Annotated in this window: 9 protein-coding genes; 1 reads left to right on the top strand and 8 read right to left on the bottom strand. The window is 56.6% G+C overall.

Translation table 11 applies throughout. The features are described 5' to 3' along the window. Positions 1–81: 81 nt before the first annotated feature. From EDM60_RS09730 to EDM60_RS09715, 4 genes are all read right to left on the bottom strand, one after another. On the bottom strand, positions 82–9,162 hold the full coding sequence (locus EDM60_RS09730) for a non-ribosomal peptide synthetase (protein WP_122963807.1): 9,081 nt from the start codon (positions 9,160–9,162) through the stop codon (positions 82–84). Between the two features lie 31 nt (positions 9,163–9,193). Then, a complete protein-coding gene (locus EDM60_RS09725; protein ID WP_122963806.1) occupies positions 9,194–12,190 on the bottom strand; it encodes a salicylate synthase in 2,997 nt (998 codons plus the stop codon). A gap of 322 nt (positions 12,191–12,512) precedes the next feature. Beyond that, positions 12,513–13,292, bottom strand: coding sequence for a 4'-phosphopantetheinyl transferase family protein (locus EDM60_RS09720; RefSeq protein WP_122963805.1), 780 nt, complete (start codon positions 13,290–13,292; stop codon positions 12,513–12,515). Next, positions 13,289–14,077, bottom strand: a complete 789-nt coding sequence (locus EDM60_RS09715) for a thioesterase II family protein (RefSeq protein ID WP_122963804.1) — start codon at positions 14,075–14,077, stop codon at positions 13,289–13,291. The genes EDM60_RS09720 and EDM60_RS09715 overlap by 4 nt, the downstream gene beginning before the upstream one ends. Positions 14,078–14,599: 522 nt before the next feature. On the opposite strand from EDM60_RS09715, the gene EDM60_RS09710 reads away from it, so the two are divergent. Continuing rightward, complete coding sequence (locus tag EDM60_RS09710; RefSeq protein WP_063227909.1) at positions 14,600–15,202, top strand: MptD family putative ECF transporter S component; 603 nt, start codon at positions 14,600–14,602, stop codon at positions 15,200–15,202. Positions 15,203–15,272: 70 nt separating this feature from the next. Here the strand turns inward: EDM60_RS09710 and EDM60_RS09705 are convergent, their stop codons facing one another. From EDM60_RS09705 to EDM60_RS29395, 4 genes are all read right to left on the bottom strand, one after another. Beyond that, positions 15,273–16,175 (bottom strand): nucleotidyl transferase AbiEii/AbiGii toxin family protein, encoded by a 903-nt coding sequence (locus tag EDM60_RS09705; RefSeq protein ID WP_122963803.1) that lies wholly within the window; start codon positions 16,173–16,175, stop codon positions 15,273–15,275. 27 nt (positions 16,176–16,202) lie between these two features. Continuing rightward, a complete protein-coding gene (locus EDM60_RS09700) occupies positions 16,203–16,787 on the bottom strand; it encodes a hypothetical protein (protein ID WP_122963802.1) in 585 nt (194 codons plus the stop codon). Positions 16,788–16,992: 205 nt separating this feature from the next. Next, positions 16,993–17,556: a hypothetical protein gene (locus EDM60_RS09695; RefSeq protein ID WP_122963801.1), complete on the bottom strand. Its 564-nt coding sequence runs from the start codon at positions 17,554–17,556 to the stop codon at positions 16,993–16,995. Continuing rightward, on the bottom strand, positions 17,553–17,687 hold the full coding sequence (locus tag EDM60_RS29395) for a hypothetical protein (RefSeq protein WP_279635067.1): 135 nt from the start codon (positions 17,685–17,687) through the stop codon (positions 17,553–17,555). The genes EDM60_RS09695 and EDM60_RS29395 overlap by 4 nt, the downstream gene beginning before the upstream one ends. Positions 17,688–17,720 lie beyond the last annotated feature (33 nt).

Genomic DNA, 17,720 nt, shown 5'->3' with positions numbered 1-17,720 from the left:
GCCCATGTGCGCAGCCCGTGTTGCCTTTTTTGCTGGTGAGCTATCCTTCGCTCAATTTGATGCTTGGCAGGCTTTCTTTTCCTAAATGGTTCCCTCGTCGTAGTTCATATCCGGCTGCTCGGCATCGGTTGCATTCGCCTCGATGAACGCGGCAAGCTGTCCGAGCGTCGGTGCTTCAAACAAATGCTGCAAGGACAATTCCACCTGATGCCGTTCCTTCAACAAGTTCAGGCACTGGATGGCGCGCAAGGAGTCGCCGCCGCGCATGAAAAAGTTGTCGTGGATGCCGATATCGGAGCAACCAAGCACTTCTCCCCAGATGCTGGCGATCATTTTCTGCGTGTCGCTTTCCAGGGCAGCAGGCGCTTTGCCTGGCGAACTCGTCTTCTTCTTGCCGAGCTGCGCCAGCGCTTTGCGGTCCACTTTTCCATTGGCGGAAAGCGGCAGCTGGTCAAGCTGTACGAACTCTGCCGGAACCATGTAGTCCGGCAAGTTTTGCCGCACGGCATCCGCCAGTTTCTCCGGCTGGAACAGCTTCACGGCAAGCGGGGCCTGCGCCACGAGCAGATGTCGCTCGAATGTCTCCGCCGTCTGTCCGGCCTGCGGGAACGCTTCGACGCTCGTAAAGCCGTGTTTGTCCAGCAGCTTCTGCCATTGCCCGACGGCGAGCAGCGGGAGCTTGCTTGCTTTTCGCTCGTCCTCCAGATGGGAGAAGCCATCTTCGAAAAATCCGACAGTGGTGAGCAGCAAACGGCTGTTGCGGGTGGCCTCGACGAGCAGCAGGATGCCTCCTGGCGCCAAGAGCGCTTTGAGATAGTCCAGTGTCGCGTCGAGGTTACGGGAACGGTGCAGCGTGTTATCCGCCACGATCACGTCAAAGGAATGCAGCTCATAGCCTTGGGCAAGCGGTGCCTGATTCATGTCAAACTGACCGTATTGAAGCGGTTCCGCCTCGCCAAAAGCTTGCTTCGCCCTGTCTGTAAAGAAGGTCGACTCGTCTGCGTACAAATACTTGCTTCGCTCGGCTGGCAACACCGATACGAGCGCTTGAGTCATGCTGCCAGCCCGCGTGCCGATCTCCATGATGCGCAGCTCGCGCTCTGCGGGGTGGCTGTCTGCGATAGTTCCGAGCACCTGTGCAGCCAGGCCGTGGTAGTAGTCGCGCGTCAAATCAAATTGGCTCAGGGCGGCAGGAGTGAGAAACGCCTCTTCGGCCAGGAACAGCTCTAGCGGGTCAAGCTCTCCGGTCAACAGTCCGATAAAGAGCGGATAATCCCGGCGATAAACGGCTTCCAGCGCCTGGGCAGCCTCGGTGCGGAACGAAATGTCGAGCATCGCGTCACTCAAGGAGCGGACGCAACGATAGACGCCGTCCTCTGTTTTTTCCAGCAGCCCTTCTGTGCGCAGCGCCTCCAGCCAATGTTGCAGCAAGCTTTCGAAACGCGGGTGAATTTGCAAGTGTCGCATCAGCTCAGCCGTCGAGTAGCTCTCCTGCTCGCGGGTGAACACACCCATATGCTCCAATGTTCGGCACATGTACATGGTGCTCACCGCTTCCGCTTCGCCGAGGAACGTCTGCACAATCTCCGCATCCAAGGCAGACGGGATACGGGCGGCCTGCTTTTTCCCCGACTCGCTGATTTCCTGCAAGGGAAGCGAGCACGCAGCCGGATCGGCTTTGGCTGTCACCAGCAGCTCGGTTTCCTGTTGGCCATCGAGGACGACGTAGCCGACGAGACGCTTTTCTTCCCCTGATTCATCCGGTACGGCTACGATCGCTTCCTTCACGCCGTTCTGGCGCTTGAGAACTGCTTCGATCTCGCCCAGCTCGATCCGGTGCCCTCTGATTTTGACCTGGAAGTCCTCCCGGCCGAGAAACTCCAGATTGCCATCTGGCAAGTACCGTCCCAAATCGCCTGTGCGATAGAGGCGCTCGCCTGTCCGCGGGTGGCGGATGAACTTGTCATTCGTTTTTTCTTCATCCCGCCAGTAGCCTTTGGCAAGGCCAATCCCGGCAATGTACAGCTGCCCCGGCACCCAAACCGGGCAGTCGCCCATCCATTCGTTCAGCACGTGGAAGCGCTGGTTGAGCATGGGGCGTCCGTACGGAATGCTCTTCCATTCCGGTTCGACCTGCTCGATCGGGTAAAAGTTCGACCAGATCGACGCTTCCGTCGCTCCGCCAAGCCCGATCACTTGCGCATGCGGGAAGTAGGCTTTGATTTTGTCCGGCAAATCGAGCGGAATCCAGTCTCCGCTCAACAAGACGAGACGCAGGCTTGGCGCTACGCTTGCCTTTTGGCCGGAAGCGTACTCGATCAGCATCTGCATCAGCGCCGGAACCGTGTTCCAGACGGTCACCTGCTCTTTTTCCAGCCATTCGATCCAATGCGCAGGGTCTTTTGCTTTGGCGGCATCCGGCATTACAATCGTGCCGCCTGCGGCAAGCAAGCCGAACACGTCGTACACAGACAAGTCGAAGTTCAGGTTGGACAGAGCCAACACTTTATCGGTTGTGCTTACGGCAAACCGTTCGTTTATGTCGAGGATCGTGTTGACCGCGCCGCGATGGTCGATCATGACTCCTTTTGGCGCTCCCGTCGAGCCGGATGTGTAAATGACGTACGCCAAATCTTCCGGTCGTTCAGGGAATGACAGCAAGCTGGAGGCGCTGCCTTCGACCCGATCCACAGCCAGGCACTGGACATCGGCAGGCCAGCCCAATCGCTCCGCAAGCCATGATTGCGTCAGCACGAAGCGGACTTGCCCGTCACGCAACAGCTGGGCGCGTCGCTCTTCCGGATGAGCGGGATCAATCGGCAAGTACGCAGCACCCGCTGCCATAATGCCCAAGGTGGCGGCCACCTGCTCCCAGCCTTTTTCCATCACGATCCCGACCAGCGTGCCAGGCTCTGTTCCATGCTGCTTCAACCATTTGCCGATCACGCTCGCCAGTTGGGACAGCTCCGCATACGTCAGCGTCCGTTCCGCCGAAATGACGGCTGGCTGGTTCGCTTTGGCCGCGACTTGCTTGGCAAACAGTCCGCCAAGCGTCTCGTCAGTGAGCGGCGCGTCGGTGGCATTGGCCGCCCGTCTTGCTTCCAGCCGCGGAATGGCGATCAGGCTTGGCGCTGTCTCCTGCCATGCGGCCTGTTCTTCCGTCAAGCGGTGCAAAAGCTGGCAATAAGCGGCAAACATGTCAGACAGCATGCCTGCGGGGAACAGCCCTTCCACGGCATCCCAAATGAGCAAAAGCTCGCCGTCCTGCTCGACGACTTGATGATCCAGCCAAATTTGCGGGGTCTGGGTAATGTTGTAGACGAGCTTGCCCAGCCATTTTCCGTCCGTCCCGCTGCCGCTCCACTCATCTACGCCAAGCGCGCTCGTAAAGACGACTGGCATAGAAACGCCGTGATGCTCGCCGCTTCGTCTCGCCAGCTCCCGCTGCACGGTCACCCCGCCCACGAGCGGATGATCCAGGTCGCGCCATAGCTGCTGCTGCAAATTGCGGCCCCGTTCCAGCAGAGTCGCCCCTTTGGACAGCTCCACAGCCAAGAGCGTCAAGGTGGTGAAGTCTCCGACGAGCGCATGCACCTGCGGATGCAGCGGAAGACGGTTGAACTGCGTCAAGTTGATCGTAAAACGCGAACTTCTGCTCCACGCTCCGAGCGTCTCGGCATACGCCGTCAGCAAAATGCCCGATGGGGTCAGCCCAAACTCGGCTGCGCGCTCCTTCAACTTCCGCCATTTGTGGCGATCCAGCTTCGCTTCCAACCGCTCAAACCGCTGTGCGGTCATCGTGTCGGGATTTTGCGCGAGCGGCAACTGCGGAGCTTGCGGCAAGTCATCCAAGCGCGCTGTCCAGTAGTCCAAGTCGCGTTGGTACAGCGCTGACGACTTCAACTCCTCCAGTGCGAGAACGTAATCGCGGAAGGACAGATCGAGCTTCGCGAGCGGCGCGTCCGGCTCATGGTACAGCCGCGTCCATTCGCTCAGGAGGTGGAACATGCTCCAGCCATCGAAAATCAGGTTGTCGAAGCTGATATGCAAGCGAACCCGACCGTCATGCAAGCGGGATGCCCGCACGTCAAACAGCGGCCAGACGTCAGGCGCAAGCACCTGGTGCGACATTTCCTCGCGAATCGCCAGCAGTTCTTTCTCCACGATCTCCGTTGGCTGCTGGCGCAAGTCCGTGATCGCAATCTGGTAGCGCGGCACCTGCGGCAAAATTTGCTGCTGCAAGCCGTTTGGCAAAACGACTGCCCGCATCATTTCATGGTGGTCGATCAAGCGCTGCCAAGCTGCGTTGATCCGCTCCAGATCGAGATTTTGCCCGTCGATCTCGAAATAGCAGTGCGTCGACACATTCCCCAGAGCGTAAACGCCGCTGCGGCCCAGCCAGTACGCCTGCTGGATGTCCGTCAGCGCAAACGGCTGCTCTCTCTGCTCAGGGGCAGGCACAATTTGCGGCCAGACAGCGGTTGTCTGCGCCTGTTGCCCGTTTTCTTCGAACACCGCCTGAACGTGCGCCGCCAGTTCGGCAATCGTCGGCTTGTCAAAAATTTTGCCCAGCGAAAGTTCCACGCCGATGCGGCTGCGCACCAACGCAGCAAGCCGCGTCGCCAGAAGCGAATCCCCGCCCAGCTCGAAGTAGTTGTCGGTCATGCCCACTCGCTCGACGCCAAAAAGCTGGCACCAAATCGCGGCCATCTCTGTTTCCAGCGGCGTTTGCGGTGCGGCGAACGCTTTCTCCGCTTTCGTCCGCGTCAGACTGTCCGGCGCAGGCAATGCCTGGCGATCCACTTTTCCGTTTGCCGACAGCGGCAACGCATCCAGCAGGAGGAACGCGGTCGGCACCATGTAATCAGGCAGTTTGTGCTTCAGGAAGTCAGCCAGCCGCAGCGGATTGAAGCGCTGTCCATGCTCGGGGGCTTGCGCCACTATTACGTGCTGTCCAAACACATTCGCCGCGTCGCGCTCGTTCGGAAACGCCGCTACTTGTGCAAACGACTGCTTCAACACGCGCTGCCACGCAGCTTGTGCCAAAAGCGGCTTCTGGTCATGGCGACGCTCGTCTTGCAACCCGGTGAAGCCGTCCTCCAAAAATGCCGTACTGACCTGCTGCAAACGGCTGTCGCGCGTCAGCTCCAGTATGAGCAGCACGCCGCCCGGTGCCAAAAGCGACTGCGCGTGGCTGAGCGCCACTCCGATATCCCGCGCCCGATGCAACGAATCGGCAGCGATGATGACATCGTATTGATGGGCCTCGTACCCTTGAACAAGCGGGTCTTTTTCCATGTCAAGCAACTGGCATTGCACATGAGGCAGCTTGCCGAATCTGCTCTTCGCCTCCTGCATGAAGAAGGTCGACTGGTCTGTGCACGTATACGCCGCTACCTCTTCAGGCAGGACCGCCAGGAAAGCCTCGGTCAAATCCGCGCTTCTCGCCCCGATCTCCAAGATGCGCAGCGGCTTTCCGCTTTCGGCAAACGGCGCGGCCAACTGTTTCAGCATCAGCTGCGCCAGGCGATCTCTTTCTTGGGCAAAAGGAAGCGTCTGCAACAGCTCTCGCGGAGCAAGACCTGGCTCCGTGGTGAAGAAATGGGTCAGCGGGTCCACCGCTCCGGTCAACAGCCCGGCATGGGCGCCGTCCAGCTTTTGCAAATACGCAAGCAGTGCTTGTGCGTACGTCTCCCATCCAGCCGGCGCTTCACTCGCCACAGGCGGCTCGAACCATTCGGCGCGAATCTCGCCGACCATGACGTATGTATCCGCTTCGCCTTTTTGGACAAGTCCCTCTTCCGCAAGCGAGTTCAGCCATTGCTGGACAAGGGCGCGATACCGTTCCAAAATGCCGCATTGCTGCATCAGTTCATCGAGGGTAAAGCTGCTGCCAGGAGCAAGCTTTGCGCCTGCTTGCTTCAATGCTTTGCACATATACCGGACAGCCAGTTGTTCCAGATACGCCCAAAAAGCTGCGAAAGCTTCCGGGGTCTGGATGTCCGGATCGCCTTGCCACTGCTCGGCCTGATCTTTTGCCGAGTCGAGCAGACTCGTCCACACCGCTTCCTGGAAGGCTGGCTCCGCTTCCATCCGCTCAAACAGCCCGGCATCGGCTGCCCGATCGGCAACGAGATAGCCTACCAGATGACGATTGCCACGCGGATCGCCTACAGCGGAAACGACCGCATCCCGCACGCCCGGATGCTGCTTCAACGCTGTCTCGATTTCGCCCAGCTCGATCCGGTGACCCCTGATTTTCACCTGGAAGTCTTTGCGTCCGAGAAACTCAATCGTTCCGTCCGGCCAGTACCGTCCCAAGTCGCCTGTGCGGTACCAGCGGCCGCCCTGCCCATTTACGAAGCGCTCTGCTGTCAGCTCGGCATCGCCGCGATAGCCGAGTGCCACGCCCGCTCCGCCAATCCACAACTCGCCAGCCACCCAGTCCGGGCAATCCCGGCCTTTTGTGTCCACCACGCGATAAGACTGGCGCGCCAATGGACGTCCATACGGAATCGAAGTCCACTGAGCAGGGAGCGGCAGCTTGACGTCGTGCGCATTCGACCAGATCGACGCTTCTGTCGCACCGCCCATCGCCACCAGCTCGCTCGCTGGCGCTGCTTCTTTCAGCCGCCCTGGCAAATCGAGTCCGATCCAATCGCCTGACAGCATCGCCAGTCGAATCGGCAACGGCCCATGTCCCGCACTTTTCGCTGCAATCAGCAGCATATCGAGTAGCACAGGCACCGAGTTCCAGAGCGTAATCTGGTGCTCTTGGACAAGCTGCGCCCACTTGCTCGCATCCCGTCTGGATTCCTCGTCGATCAAGACGATGGAACCGCCTGCCGCCAAAAGTCCGAACACGTCGTAAACAGACAAATCGAAATCGAGCGAAGACACGGCCAGTACACGGTCAGAAGACGTGACCTGATAGCGCTTGTTAATCTCGCAAATCGTATTCCACGCCCCGGCGTGACTGATCTCCACTCCCTTTGGCTCGCCTGTGGAACCGGACGTGAAGATGATGTACGCCAGACTGTCGACCGCTGCCGTTACAGGCTCAGCCAGCGCTTCGGCTTTTTGCGCATCCACCACCGTCAAGACTTGCGACCCGGTCGGCCACTCCAGCTTGACAGCGTGTTCGGCATCCGTCAGGGCGAAGCGAATGCCTGCTTTGGCAAAAATCCGCTCGCGTCTGCTCGCTGGCTGCCCGATCCCCACCGGAACGTAGCATGCGCCAGCCGCCATAATGCCGAGCACGGCCACGATTTGCTCAAACCCGCGCGGCAAGCTGACCGCCACTGGCTCGCCGTTCGCAATGCCCTGCCCGCTCAGAAAAGCCGCGACCTGCAAGGCTCTTTTTGCCAGTTCGCCATACGTCAGGGGCGTTGCGCCGTTCCCGTCAATAAGCGCCGTGCTTTGCGGGTTTTGCCCGGCATTGCGGAAAAAGGCTTCGTGCAAACATTGCGGCGCAAACGGCGCAGCGTGCTCGTCCGCTGGCTCCTGTCTCTGCTTGGCGAGATCAGGCAAACATTGCGGCGCTGCCTGCCAGTCGTTTTCCGGGGCAACCAGCCAATCCATCAGCTTGCCAAAAGCGGCAAACATCTGGTCGATCATGCCAGCAGGGAACAACTCTTCGACCGCGTCCCACGCCAGCAGCAATCCCCCGTTCATTTCGTACGACTGGAAATCGAGCCATACTTGCGGCGTCTGCGAGATCATGTAGGAAAGCTCGCCCAACGTATCGCGGCATTCCTCGTTGATCAGCGGCGTCCCCAAATTGCACGCGAACACTACCGGAGCGAAATCGCGCTCTCCCTGGCGAACGCGGGCAAGCTCACGCTGCAACTGCACGCCTGAATAAGCTGCGTGGGCCACATCCTCGTGGAAGCGCGACTGGATGGCATGCACCCGCTGCAAAAACGACTCCGGCTGCTTCATGTCGACCGCAAGCAGCAGCAAATTGGTGAAGTCAGCGACGACTTCCTCAATCCCCGGCTCACTGGCTTGGCGATCAAACAGCGGAATGTTGATCAAAAATTCCGAGTGCGTGCTCCAGCGATCGAGCACTTCCGCATAGGCTGTCAGCAAAACCATCGCAGGCGTGACTTTGTGCGATTGCGCCCGCTTTTGCAGGCGCATCCAGTCCGCTTCATCCAGTCGATGCGTTCTTCGCACGAAAACAGGCGACTTGACCATTTCCGGCTTCACGGCAAGCGGCAGGCCAGGCGCTCCCGGCAACGTCAGCAGCCTGTCGTGCCAGTAACGGGCAGCCTGTTCCACATCAGCCGCTCTTCGCTCTGACTCTTGCTGCAAATAGCGGGCAAAGCTCCACTCGGCAGGCGCCGCAGGATCAAGCTCGCGCCCGTAGGCAGCTGCCAAATCGCGCAGGATGATGTGCAAGCTTTGGACGTCAGCGACGAGCAGATCGAGGTCAAAGTGCAGACGAGTCCGGTCACCCGTGAGCAGGCTCAGCTCCAATCCGGCCACTTCGCCAAGCTCGACCGCCAGCTTGCGGTGGGAAATCCGCTCGCGAATGCGCATAAGCTCCTGTTCTTGCTCGTGCTCTGCAAGGGCACGCAAATCGTGGACAGGGATTGCCTTTTCGTAAGGCGCATCCAGCACCTCTTGCCGCCCATCTGCCAGAAACCTGGCGCGCAGCATCGGATGGCCGCGCAGCACTTTTTGCCACGCTGCCAAAAGTCGCCCATGCTCTACGCCAGTTCCGTCGATCTCCAGATAGGCGTGGCAGCCCACTCCGCCAAGCGGCTGATCATCCTGGCGACCAATCCAGTACGCATACTGCACGTCTGTCAAGGCAAACGGCGCCTTCCCTGCTTCTGCGGTCTGCGGCTTTGCCTGACTCGCTTTGGCATTCGCTGGCTCCGTCGCTCTCTGGCTGCTTTTTTGCAAAAGCGCCCACCAATCTCCCAGGCGCGGGGAGGCGATCAGTTCGGCAAACGTCACCTTCGCCCCTTCCTTGCGCCATTTGTTGACCATCCTCATCATCTGCAAGGAGTTCAGTCCAAGCTCAATCAGGTTTTGTTCGTCAGCAAACTCGACCGCCCCGGGCAGCATCGATTGAATCTGGCGGCGCACCGCGTCATAGCCAAGAGAAGCCGCCACTCCCGCGGAATTGCTGTCATCAAGCACTTGCTTCATCACGGTTTCCTCCTTTCTGTCAAAAGTGCCCCTATTGTTGCTTCACGGCCTCCAGCTCGCGGCTCGCCATGACGAGCTGACGGGAAAAACTGCTCAGCTTCTCGCGCGTCTCTTCCAGTTCGCGCTCAGGCAGCGACATTTCGACTACGCCAGCCCCGGCATGTAGCCACGCTTGGCCGTCTTTTTGGTAGATCGTCCGCAGCACGAGCGCCGCGTCCATCGCTCCGCTCTGGTCATACGTCATGACGCATCCGCTGTACAAATTGCGCGGTACGCTCTCCAGTCTGCCGATCGCTTCGATCGACTCCCGTTTCGGAATCCCTGACGCCGTCACAGCCGGGAACAGCGCCCGGAACGCATGCCAAGAATTGCGGCCTTCCATGAGTTTTCCTTTCAGTCTGGAAGCGATATGCTGCACCGTTCCTCTGCTCGCCACGGTCATGAAATCAGTCAACAAGATCGTCGAAGCATCGCAGACGCTTCTCATCTCTTCAAAAGCCAGCTTGACCGAAACGGCGTGCTCGGCAATTTCTTTCGGATCGTTGAGTAGCTCTGCTTTCAGCTTGTCGCTCTCCGCTTCGCTGCCCCCTTTGGAACGCGTGCCCGCCAGCGGATAAGTGCTGACCCAGCCTTCTCTGTCCACCTCGACAACCGTTTCCGGACTGAAGCCCGCCGCATTCATCCCTTCCAGACGAACCAGGAACGAACGTGCCGGAGTGTTGACTCTGCGCCCGGCGACGTAGCTCGCAACCATGTCCAGCTCTTCGGACACCGGAATTTTTCTGGACAAAATGACCTTGTGGTATTTGCGCTCGGAAATTTCCCGAACCGCTTCCGCAACTCCCTGCATGTACGTCTCCGCCCCGTGCGTATCTGCCTGCGGAACAGCCAGCTTTTCTTTTCCTGCGCGCTCTGCCAGACTGCTCTGCGGTGCTTTGCCAGCCAACTCCGCGAACACTTCACGCAAAAGCTGCCCCAGTTGCTCGCTGTGCTCTTTTGCAAGCGTCCGCAAAAGCACCTCGCCCTTGTGGAATCGCACCTCTGCTTGCGGAATGAACAGCTTGAGCAGATTCGGGTCTTCGGTAGCAAGCGGCAGTCCGTTGTAGTAACGGGCCATGCCGAAGTTCACGGTGCCGTATGCGCGCCAGTCGGCCAGCGGCACAGCGGCGAAGGCTCGTTCGATCGTCTCGCCGAGCTCTGCGTTTTCGTAGGTTGCCGTCTCGCCGCCGCAAACCATTTTCGTCTGCTGCGCATCTACGGTAGCCAGAGCGTGGATGCCCATTCCGATCGACAGCTCATCCCCGTTTTCGTAGAGTACATAATCTTCAAAAAGTCCACGCTCGACGATTTCTGCCGCCGCCAAATGAACATCTCCTGCAAAAGCAAACGTTTCTTCCCGATAAGTGTTGATCGGCGCAGTTGCCTCCACTTGTTTCGCCATAGCCATCTCCTTGAGCTTGTTTTTATTGACCTTCCCCACACTGGTCAGCGGCCAGCTGTGCGCAAATTCCAACTGGTCAGGCATTTTGTAGCGCGCAACGCCCTTCTTCTGGAAAAAGGCGTGAATATCCGCCAGCGTCAACTCCAGATTGTCCGTGATGACGAATGCGCAACTTCTCTCCCCCAGCGTGGAATCAGGCAGTGTAATCAGAGCGGCATCCCTGATGTCCGGGTGGAGACGCAAGTACGACTCGACTTCGGCTGGCATGATTTTTTCGCCCGCGCGGTTGATCATTTCCTTGATCCGTCCGCCTACCTGGATATTGCCTTCCGGCGTGAACCGCGCTTTGTCTCCCGAGCGGTAAAAGCCGTCTTCCGTGAAGCTTTCGCGATTTTGTTCCGGTGCCAGGTAGTACCCGCGAATCGTGTACGGCCCGCGGACGATCAGCTCTCCGTATTCACCTGGTGCCACATCGTCTCCGTTCTCATCGACGATCCGTACCTCGTCTGCTTCGGAAATCGGACGCCCCTGGGTCGTCATGATGACTTCGTCGGAATCGCCCAGCGACGTGCCGCAAATCAAGCCTTCCGCCATTCCGAACACTTGCTGGAGCTTGCACGTCCACTCCCGCATGATGCGGCCAGCCACCTTGTCATCGAGCATCGAGCCGCCCACCTGCAACACTTTCAGGCTGGACAAATCGCTCTCCGTATCCCATTCCAGAACTTCCAGCCAGACGTTGACAAGCGCAGGCACCAATGCCGTAATCGTCACTTTTTCTTTTTCAATCAGCGGAAAAGCTTCATCGCAGCTGGTCGTTTGACACAACACAACCTTGCCGCCGACCGAAAACGCGCCGAGAATGCCAGGGCAACACAGCGGAAAATTGTGCGCGATCGGCAGAACAGCAAGATAGACGCTCTCGTCCGTCAGCTCGCAGCGAGCAGCCATTGCTCGCGCATTGTAGGCGTAGTCGGTGTGTGTGCGCGGAATCAGTTTTGGCGTGCCTGTCGTACCGCCCGACAACAGCAGCAATGCCGTATCTGTATAAGCCGGGCCGTCGAACAACATCGGCGGTCCGCTGATCGTCGCCAGATTCGTGCCGATGCCGCTTTCTCCATCGGTCAAAACGAACTGCACGCACGCGTGTTTTTTGACCAAATGTTCCGCCAGCTTTGTATAGTCAAAGCCCAGAAACGTGGTGGGAATAATATAGGCAACGGGCTTAGCGAGCGAAAAAATCCCGTCCAGTTCCGCCTCCCTGTGGGCAGGCAATACGAGAATCGGCACTGCCCCGATGCGAAACAGGGCAAAGCATGTCAGGACAAAAGCAGTCCGGTTCGGAAGCTGGACCGCGACTTTGTCGCCTTTGCGGATGCCCATGCGGTACAGGCCAGAGGCAAGCGCATCTGCCTTCACATCCAGCTCCTGATAAGTCAGTCTCGCTTCATCCTCGACCAACGCCACTTTGTCCTGATACTTTTCCGCCCAGCGGCGCAGTTGCTCCCCCAGAGTCAACGGCTCCCAAAACCCGCGTTGTACATACGTTTCTGCTGCTTGCTCAAACCAATCGGTGCTTGCTCTCATTCGTTCCTCCTCCAAGATAGCCGCGGGTGTATGTCCGTACCCCAAGCCGAATGATGCAGGTCATTGCCAAATTCGCTGTCGGTCATGCTGGTTTGTCTACCAACCAAAATATTGATACTGATTCTCATTGTCAATTCCTTATGTAGTCTATTTTTTCTACATTTTGGAAGGAAACGGCGCATTTTCTTCCGCTTTCTCCCGTTTCCTTCATTTCTCGGGGATGATTTTACATTTACTTACATAAAAATAAGGACTTTCAAAAACCAAGCAAGTTGATATGTATAATAGAAGTTTCTCGTTTCCACACGGTTTTTCTCAGCGGCTAGACACGCAAAAACACCGGATGTATCTGCTGTTCTCCCTGATCAAAAGCAATCGCCGCGGAATATCCTGCTGCCGCGCTGAAATCCAAAATCGTCCATGTATTCCGAGCTGCTCCCTCTCCATTTACGCGAAAAATCCCCTGCTCGCCATCCTCTGCAATCCAAAAAGAATCGAGAGGGCGTGACAAGCCCTCCCCCGTCGCCTTGACAAACGCTTCCTTGCGCGCCCAGCAGTCGAAAAACATTTGCTGCTGCTTCCCGGCGGCAGCCGCATGCAGCAGCTTCTGCTCGACGGGATGGAATTGCTGCGCCAACTGCGGCCATTCGGGTATGTCCCGAATCCATTCCACGTCAATTCCCACGCTGCGCCCTCTCGCAAAGACAGCCGCAACCAGCTCCCCGGAATGGGACAGGTTAAACGCGAGCTTCCCTGCTCTGCGCTCTGTGCGCAGTTCGGGCTTCCCGCGATGATCCGCCGCAATCTGGACGCGCTCGACAGGCATGTCTTCATAGCGCCCGCACAAGGAACGCACGAGGGCATGGGCGACGGCGAATCGCTCCCGATCCGCCGCAAAATAAAACCGCTCCATCCGCTCGACTTCTTCTTGGGTCAGCGCCTCGCGCAGCGCATGTTCCTTCCCGCGAAAGGCAGGGACGTGCGCCAGCCAAATGTGCAGCTCCGCTTCTGCAAGTTGCAGAGCTGTCCGATCGGCATGACGATCCATTTGCCACTCCGCCACGATCACTTTCGGGCGAGCGTTATCGGCGGTTGACCTCATCTCCGCTCACTTGCTGCTTCGTTCCCTGCCATTTTCAGATGCCCCGCCAAAATCGGGGAGAGCTGCCGCAACAGTTCCTCTCTGTTCGTCGTCAGGAAAAAATGCTCGCCTTCGATGATGCTCATCGTAAAGTCGCCAGCCGTATGTTGCGCCCAGGCCGCCATTTCCGCCTCGCTCGCCTCTCGGTCATGTGTGCCGCAAAAAGCAGAGATCGGACATTCGAGCGGCGGCTCCTCTTTGAACAAATACGTGTCGTCCAGCGTGAAATCTGCGCGCAGCAGCGGCATGAACAGCTCCATCAGCTCTTTGCTGCGCAAAATCGCCTCCGGTGTCCCGGCAAACCGCCGCAGCTCCTCGACGAACAGTTCCTGCGGCAAATGGTACAGCGGATTCGGCTCCGGAATATGCGGAGCACGAGCCCCTGACACAATCAAACGGCTTGGCGCAAGCTGCCAGTTTCTGCGGACGGAGCGCGCCAGCTCGAACGCAATTTTTGTGCCCAAGCTATGCCCGAAAAAAAGAAACGGCCGATCCAGGTAAGGCTGAATCGCCTGGCTAATCGCCGCAACCAGCGTATCCATCTCGCGGATGGCGGATTCCATCAGCCTGTTTTCTCGGCCAGGAAGCTGAATCGGGTACACCCCTACTCCTGCGGGCAGCTCTTGCGCCCATCCCCTGTAAATCGATGCTCCTCCCCCGGCAAAAGGGAAGCAAAAAAGGCGGATTTGGTCGTGTTGATCAGGCTCGGCAAGCAGCCATCTCTCAGCCGGTTTCACCATGTCCATAGTCGTTCCTCCATTCGGTTTTACAGACGGTCAGCTATGTCGTGCGCCATTCGTCCATTGCTTACGTAACAAGCATGATAACGATTATCACCTTTTACAAATTTATACAATGTCCATTTGGCTGCTTTTTCGCCAGATCAGGGCTTGCTTCCTCTCTCATTCTCGCCTTAGGTCGTTCACAGTCATTTTTTTACAATCGGGAAGGTACACCCATCCCTTTCCATGCCAAACGAACTAGAAATTTTAACTGCGGACGAGAAAAAAGGCAAAAAAAGGAGATTATTGGCGATATTTGAGAAAAAACGTCCCAAAAAATAGAAATTTTAGCTTTCTTTTTACTCTGATAACAATTATCATTATCAGTGTCTTGTACTTTTTCATACTTCCGTGACATCGACATACCTTGTGACCATGCTTTGTTGGATGGGGATTTTGGGAAAAGGAGGAGAATGAACTCGCTTGTCTCATCCGTCTGGCCAACTCGCCGACGGACACCATTTTGAAGAAGAGGAAGGATGCTACATGCAAGCTCAAACGCTGGCTGTCCCGAATAGATGGACCATGCGCGACTTTATTACCTTGGCTATTTTCAACGTCATCATGCTCATCATCATGACTTTTTGTCCCGCCGTCTCGGTTATTTCACCACTTTTGGTCGGCGGCCTTACCGGCTTGCTCAACGGCCCGTTTTACATGGTTATGTCCAACAAAATCAGAAAACCGGGAGCGCTGTTTCTCACCGCGATCATTACGGGTCTGTACTTCGTCGGTTTCGGCTATGCCAACTACATGCTGACACTCGCTGTCATCGGGCTGATCGGGGAACTGATCCTCTGGAAAAAAGATGTTTCCGTCCATTCCGCTCGCAATGCCATCGCTTACGGAATTTTTTATGTCGGCTATTCCCTGTGCGGAGTCGTTCCGCTTATTTTCTTCCGCGACTCGTACATGGCGATTTTGAAAAAAACGTACTCGGCGGCGGCTATTGAAAACATGCTTTACTATTTCGATACGCCTAAAATGATCTTGCTCATGTGCTCGATCTCTTTGGTCGGCGGACTGCTCGGCGCTTACTTTGGCCATCTGATGCTGAGAAAGCACGTAAAAAAAGCGAAGCTCGTATAAACAACGGAGCGAGAAAGCAGCGACAAAAAGAACCTTGGCGGACAACGCCGCTCAAGGTTCTTTTGACATATTATGTGGGCGTGCTCGGGCTTGGCAAATTTGCAAAAGCAGCTTTGTTGATGCCCGCCAGATTCATCGTTTTGCGCAGCTCTTGGGCAAACTCCATGTAGAACAGCTTCTGGTTGTTGCCTCCTGCATACTTTCTCAGCTCGTAATCATTGATCAGCAAAGGATACAGATCTGCTAGATCATGCACCAATACTTTTTGCATATCGTGCTTCGCAATCGATGGCTCAAGCCTGCATTCGTCCACTAAAGCCTGCAACGTCTCCGCCAACGCCTGTTCATCGTACGCTGGATGAGCCAGCAAGTAGTTCAAATCGTAGAGGTCTTTAAATCGCGGGCGCACGATCGTCTGATGCAGCTTCCACGCCACCTGGATCGACAGCGGCACCGTGTACGGTACGCAGAAGCTGTCGCCCAGCACAGGCCGGTACTCCAGTGAGACAGGCGCAAGCTGCATGTCGAGGTGAAAGGAAATGTCCAGATACAGCTCGTGATACCGATTGGCTTCGCGCTTTTCTCCCGCAAAATAGTAGGCGATATCGGTATTCACAGTCGGAAAATCGTCCGCCATCGCATAGTCGATCCTTCGCCAAAAGGCGTTCTCGCGGAAACTCCTGAACACGATGCCATCTTGCAAATCCATCTCTGTCGCCCGGATTAATGCGCTTGTAAACGTCTCGTGCGCATGCTCTGCATCGCGAATTTTCCCCGCGTACAAAAAATCGATGTCATCCACGTCCCGCATGTCCGGATTCGCCAAATACTGCCGTGTCAGCAAGCTGCCCTTCAAGACAAACGGCATGTTCACCAAAGCCATTCTTTTTAGCAACGCTTCCAACACGACAAGTTCCCTGGTATCCTCATCCAGGCTGCTCAGGTTTAGATGCAGCTTTTCATTCCCGTTCATAGTGCTATCCCCTTCCTTTCCTGCGCCCTACGAAATCCAGCCGCTGTCCAGTTCCTCTCTGCTGTCGTAAATGCACAACTCGAATTGTTCTTTTACAAGCGCGATTTGCTTTTCCTGCAAAGCAATATGAATCTGCTTGACCCGCTCGTAAAACTGCGCTTCGCTCTCGTACTCCCGAACCGTCACAAACCTGACTTTTCCGTTCGGATTGAGCGAGTTTCGAGAGAGATGTCCACCGGACGGCTTGCACAGTTGTTTCAGTCCGTCGACATCCTCGATCTCCACTTTTCCATGCCATTCAAAATACGGCTTGAATCGCTCTGTAATCGGCGCGTGAAAATAGGCCGTTTCTTTTGGCGAAATCTCTACTTTTTTACGGACAACCGTAAATCCGCCCTCCTGAAACACAGCGGCAATCCTGTCCATCTCGCTCTTGGCTGCCTGAAAGTCCGGGCGCTGGATCACCCCCGTCATCATCGGCTGGTGGATGTAATTCCCTTTGTCGAGGACGATCATCAGCGGTTTTACTTGCTGCGCTTGGCAGATGCCGATAAACGCTGCTTTGTCTTCTAAAGCGACATCGTCAAGTGTGACGTGAAATTCGAACTCCATGGAGTCACTTCCTCTGTTTGCTGATTTTTGCCTTTGTTTTTTCCACTTGGAAAAAGTTGCTTCTCTCTCCTTGTTAACGGCAAATTTGTCTCCAGATTTTAGGAGTTTATGAGAGTCGGGCGCAAAAAACCGCCAGTTCCTTGGCGGGTTGGCGGTTTTTTATCGGTTGTTTTTTCGCTTTTGTCATTAACGCTCACGATTTTTGTCAAGTTGGAGCTCTAGCGAATAGCTTGGCCTTCGTCTTGAGCTTCCCGTCCTTGAGGGGCGTGCCTTCCAGCAGGTCATTTTTGCCGGAGCCGTGCAGGGGTCCGCTTCTTCCCTTTCCGCCGTCCGAATCACTATTAGCGTGCGGCTTTTTGGAACCATGCGGCGCATCCACGTCCAGCTTCGCAACCAATTTACCGCCTTTTAATGCTGCTGTGCCCATTCCATCGCTATACACCGTCAGCACGGCTTCCGCTACGACCATGTCTTTCTTAAATTCGTTTTGCCCTTTTGCGTAACTTTCATCGACCGAGCGGGTCCACAGACCGCCGTGCAAATTATCCTGTTTGTACTTCTCGTCTTTTACAAAAGGGTCGATGTAATCGTTGTATAATCCTGTCCCGATCGAGACGGCTGCTTCGCCTGCATCTTGGGCTACGTCCTGCCATGATTTTTTGCCTGAAGCCACGTTCTCTACATATTCGGCTGTGTTGGTGGCGACTTCCACCGCTCCTTTGGCCAGATTGTTCCTCTCGGTCAGCGAACCGACTTCGGAGCCGCTCACAAACTCATGCAAGCTTTGGGCTGGGCGTCATCGCCTCCCAAAACCCCCGTCACAACCAGGTCGCCCGCGTCTACCGCCGCGCCCCACAAACCAGCCAACGTATCCCCAAAAGCAGCAAATTTCCCTTCCACCTCTGCGATCTGTTATCCAAGGTTCGTTTCGCC

This window comes from Brevibacillus parabrevis (assembly GCF_003710905.1).
GTDB classification, from domain to species: domain Bacteria; phylum Bacillota; class Bacilli; order Brevibacillales; family Brevibacillaceae; genus Brevibacillus; species Brevibacillus parabrevis.
This window is presented reverse-complemented; position numbering and strand designations above follow the sequence as displayed.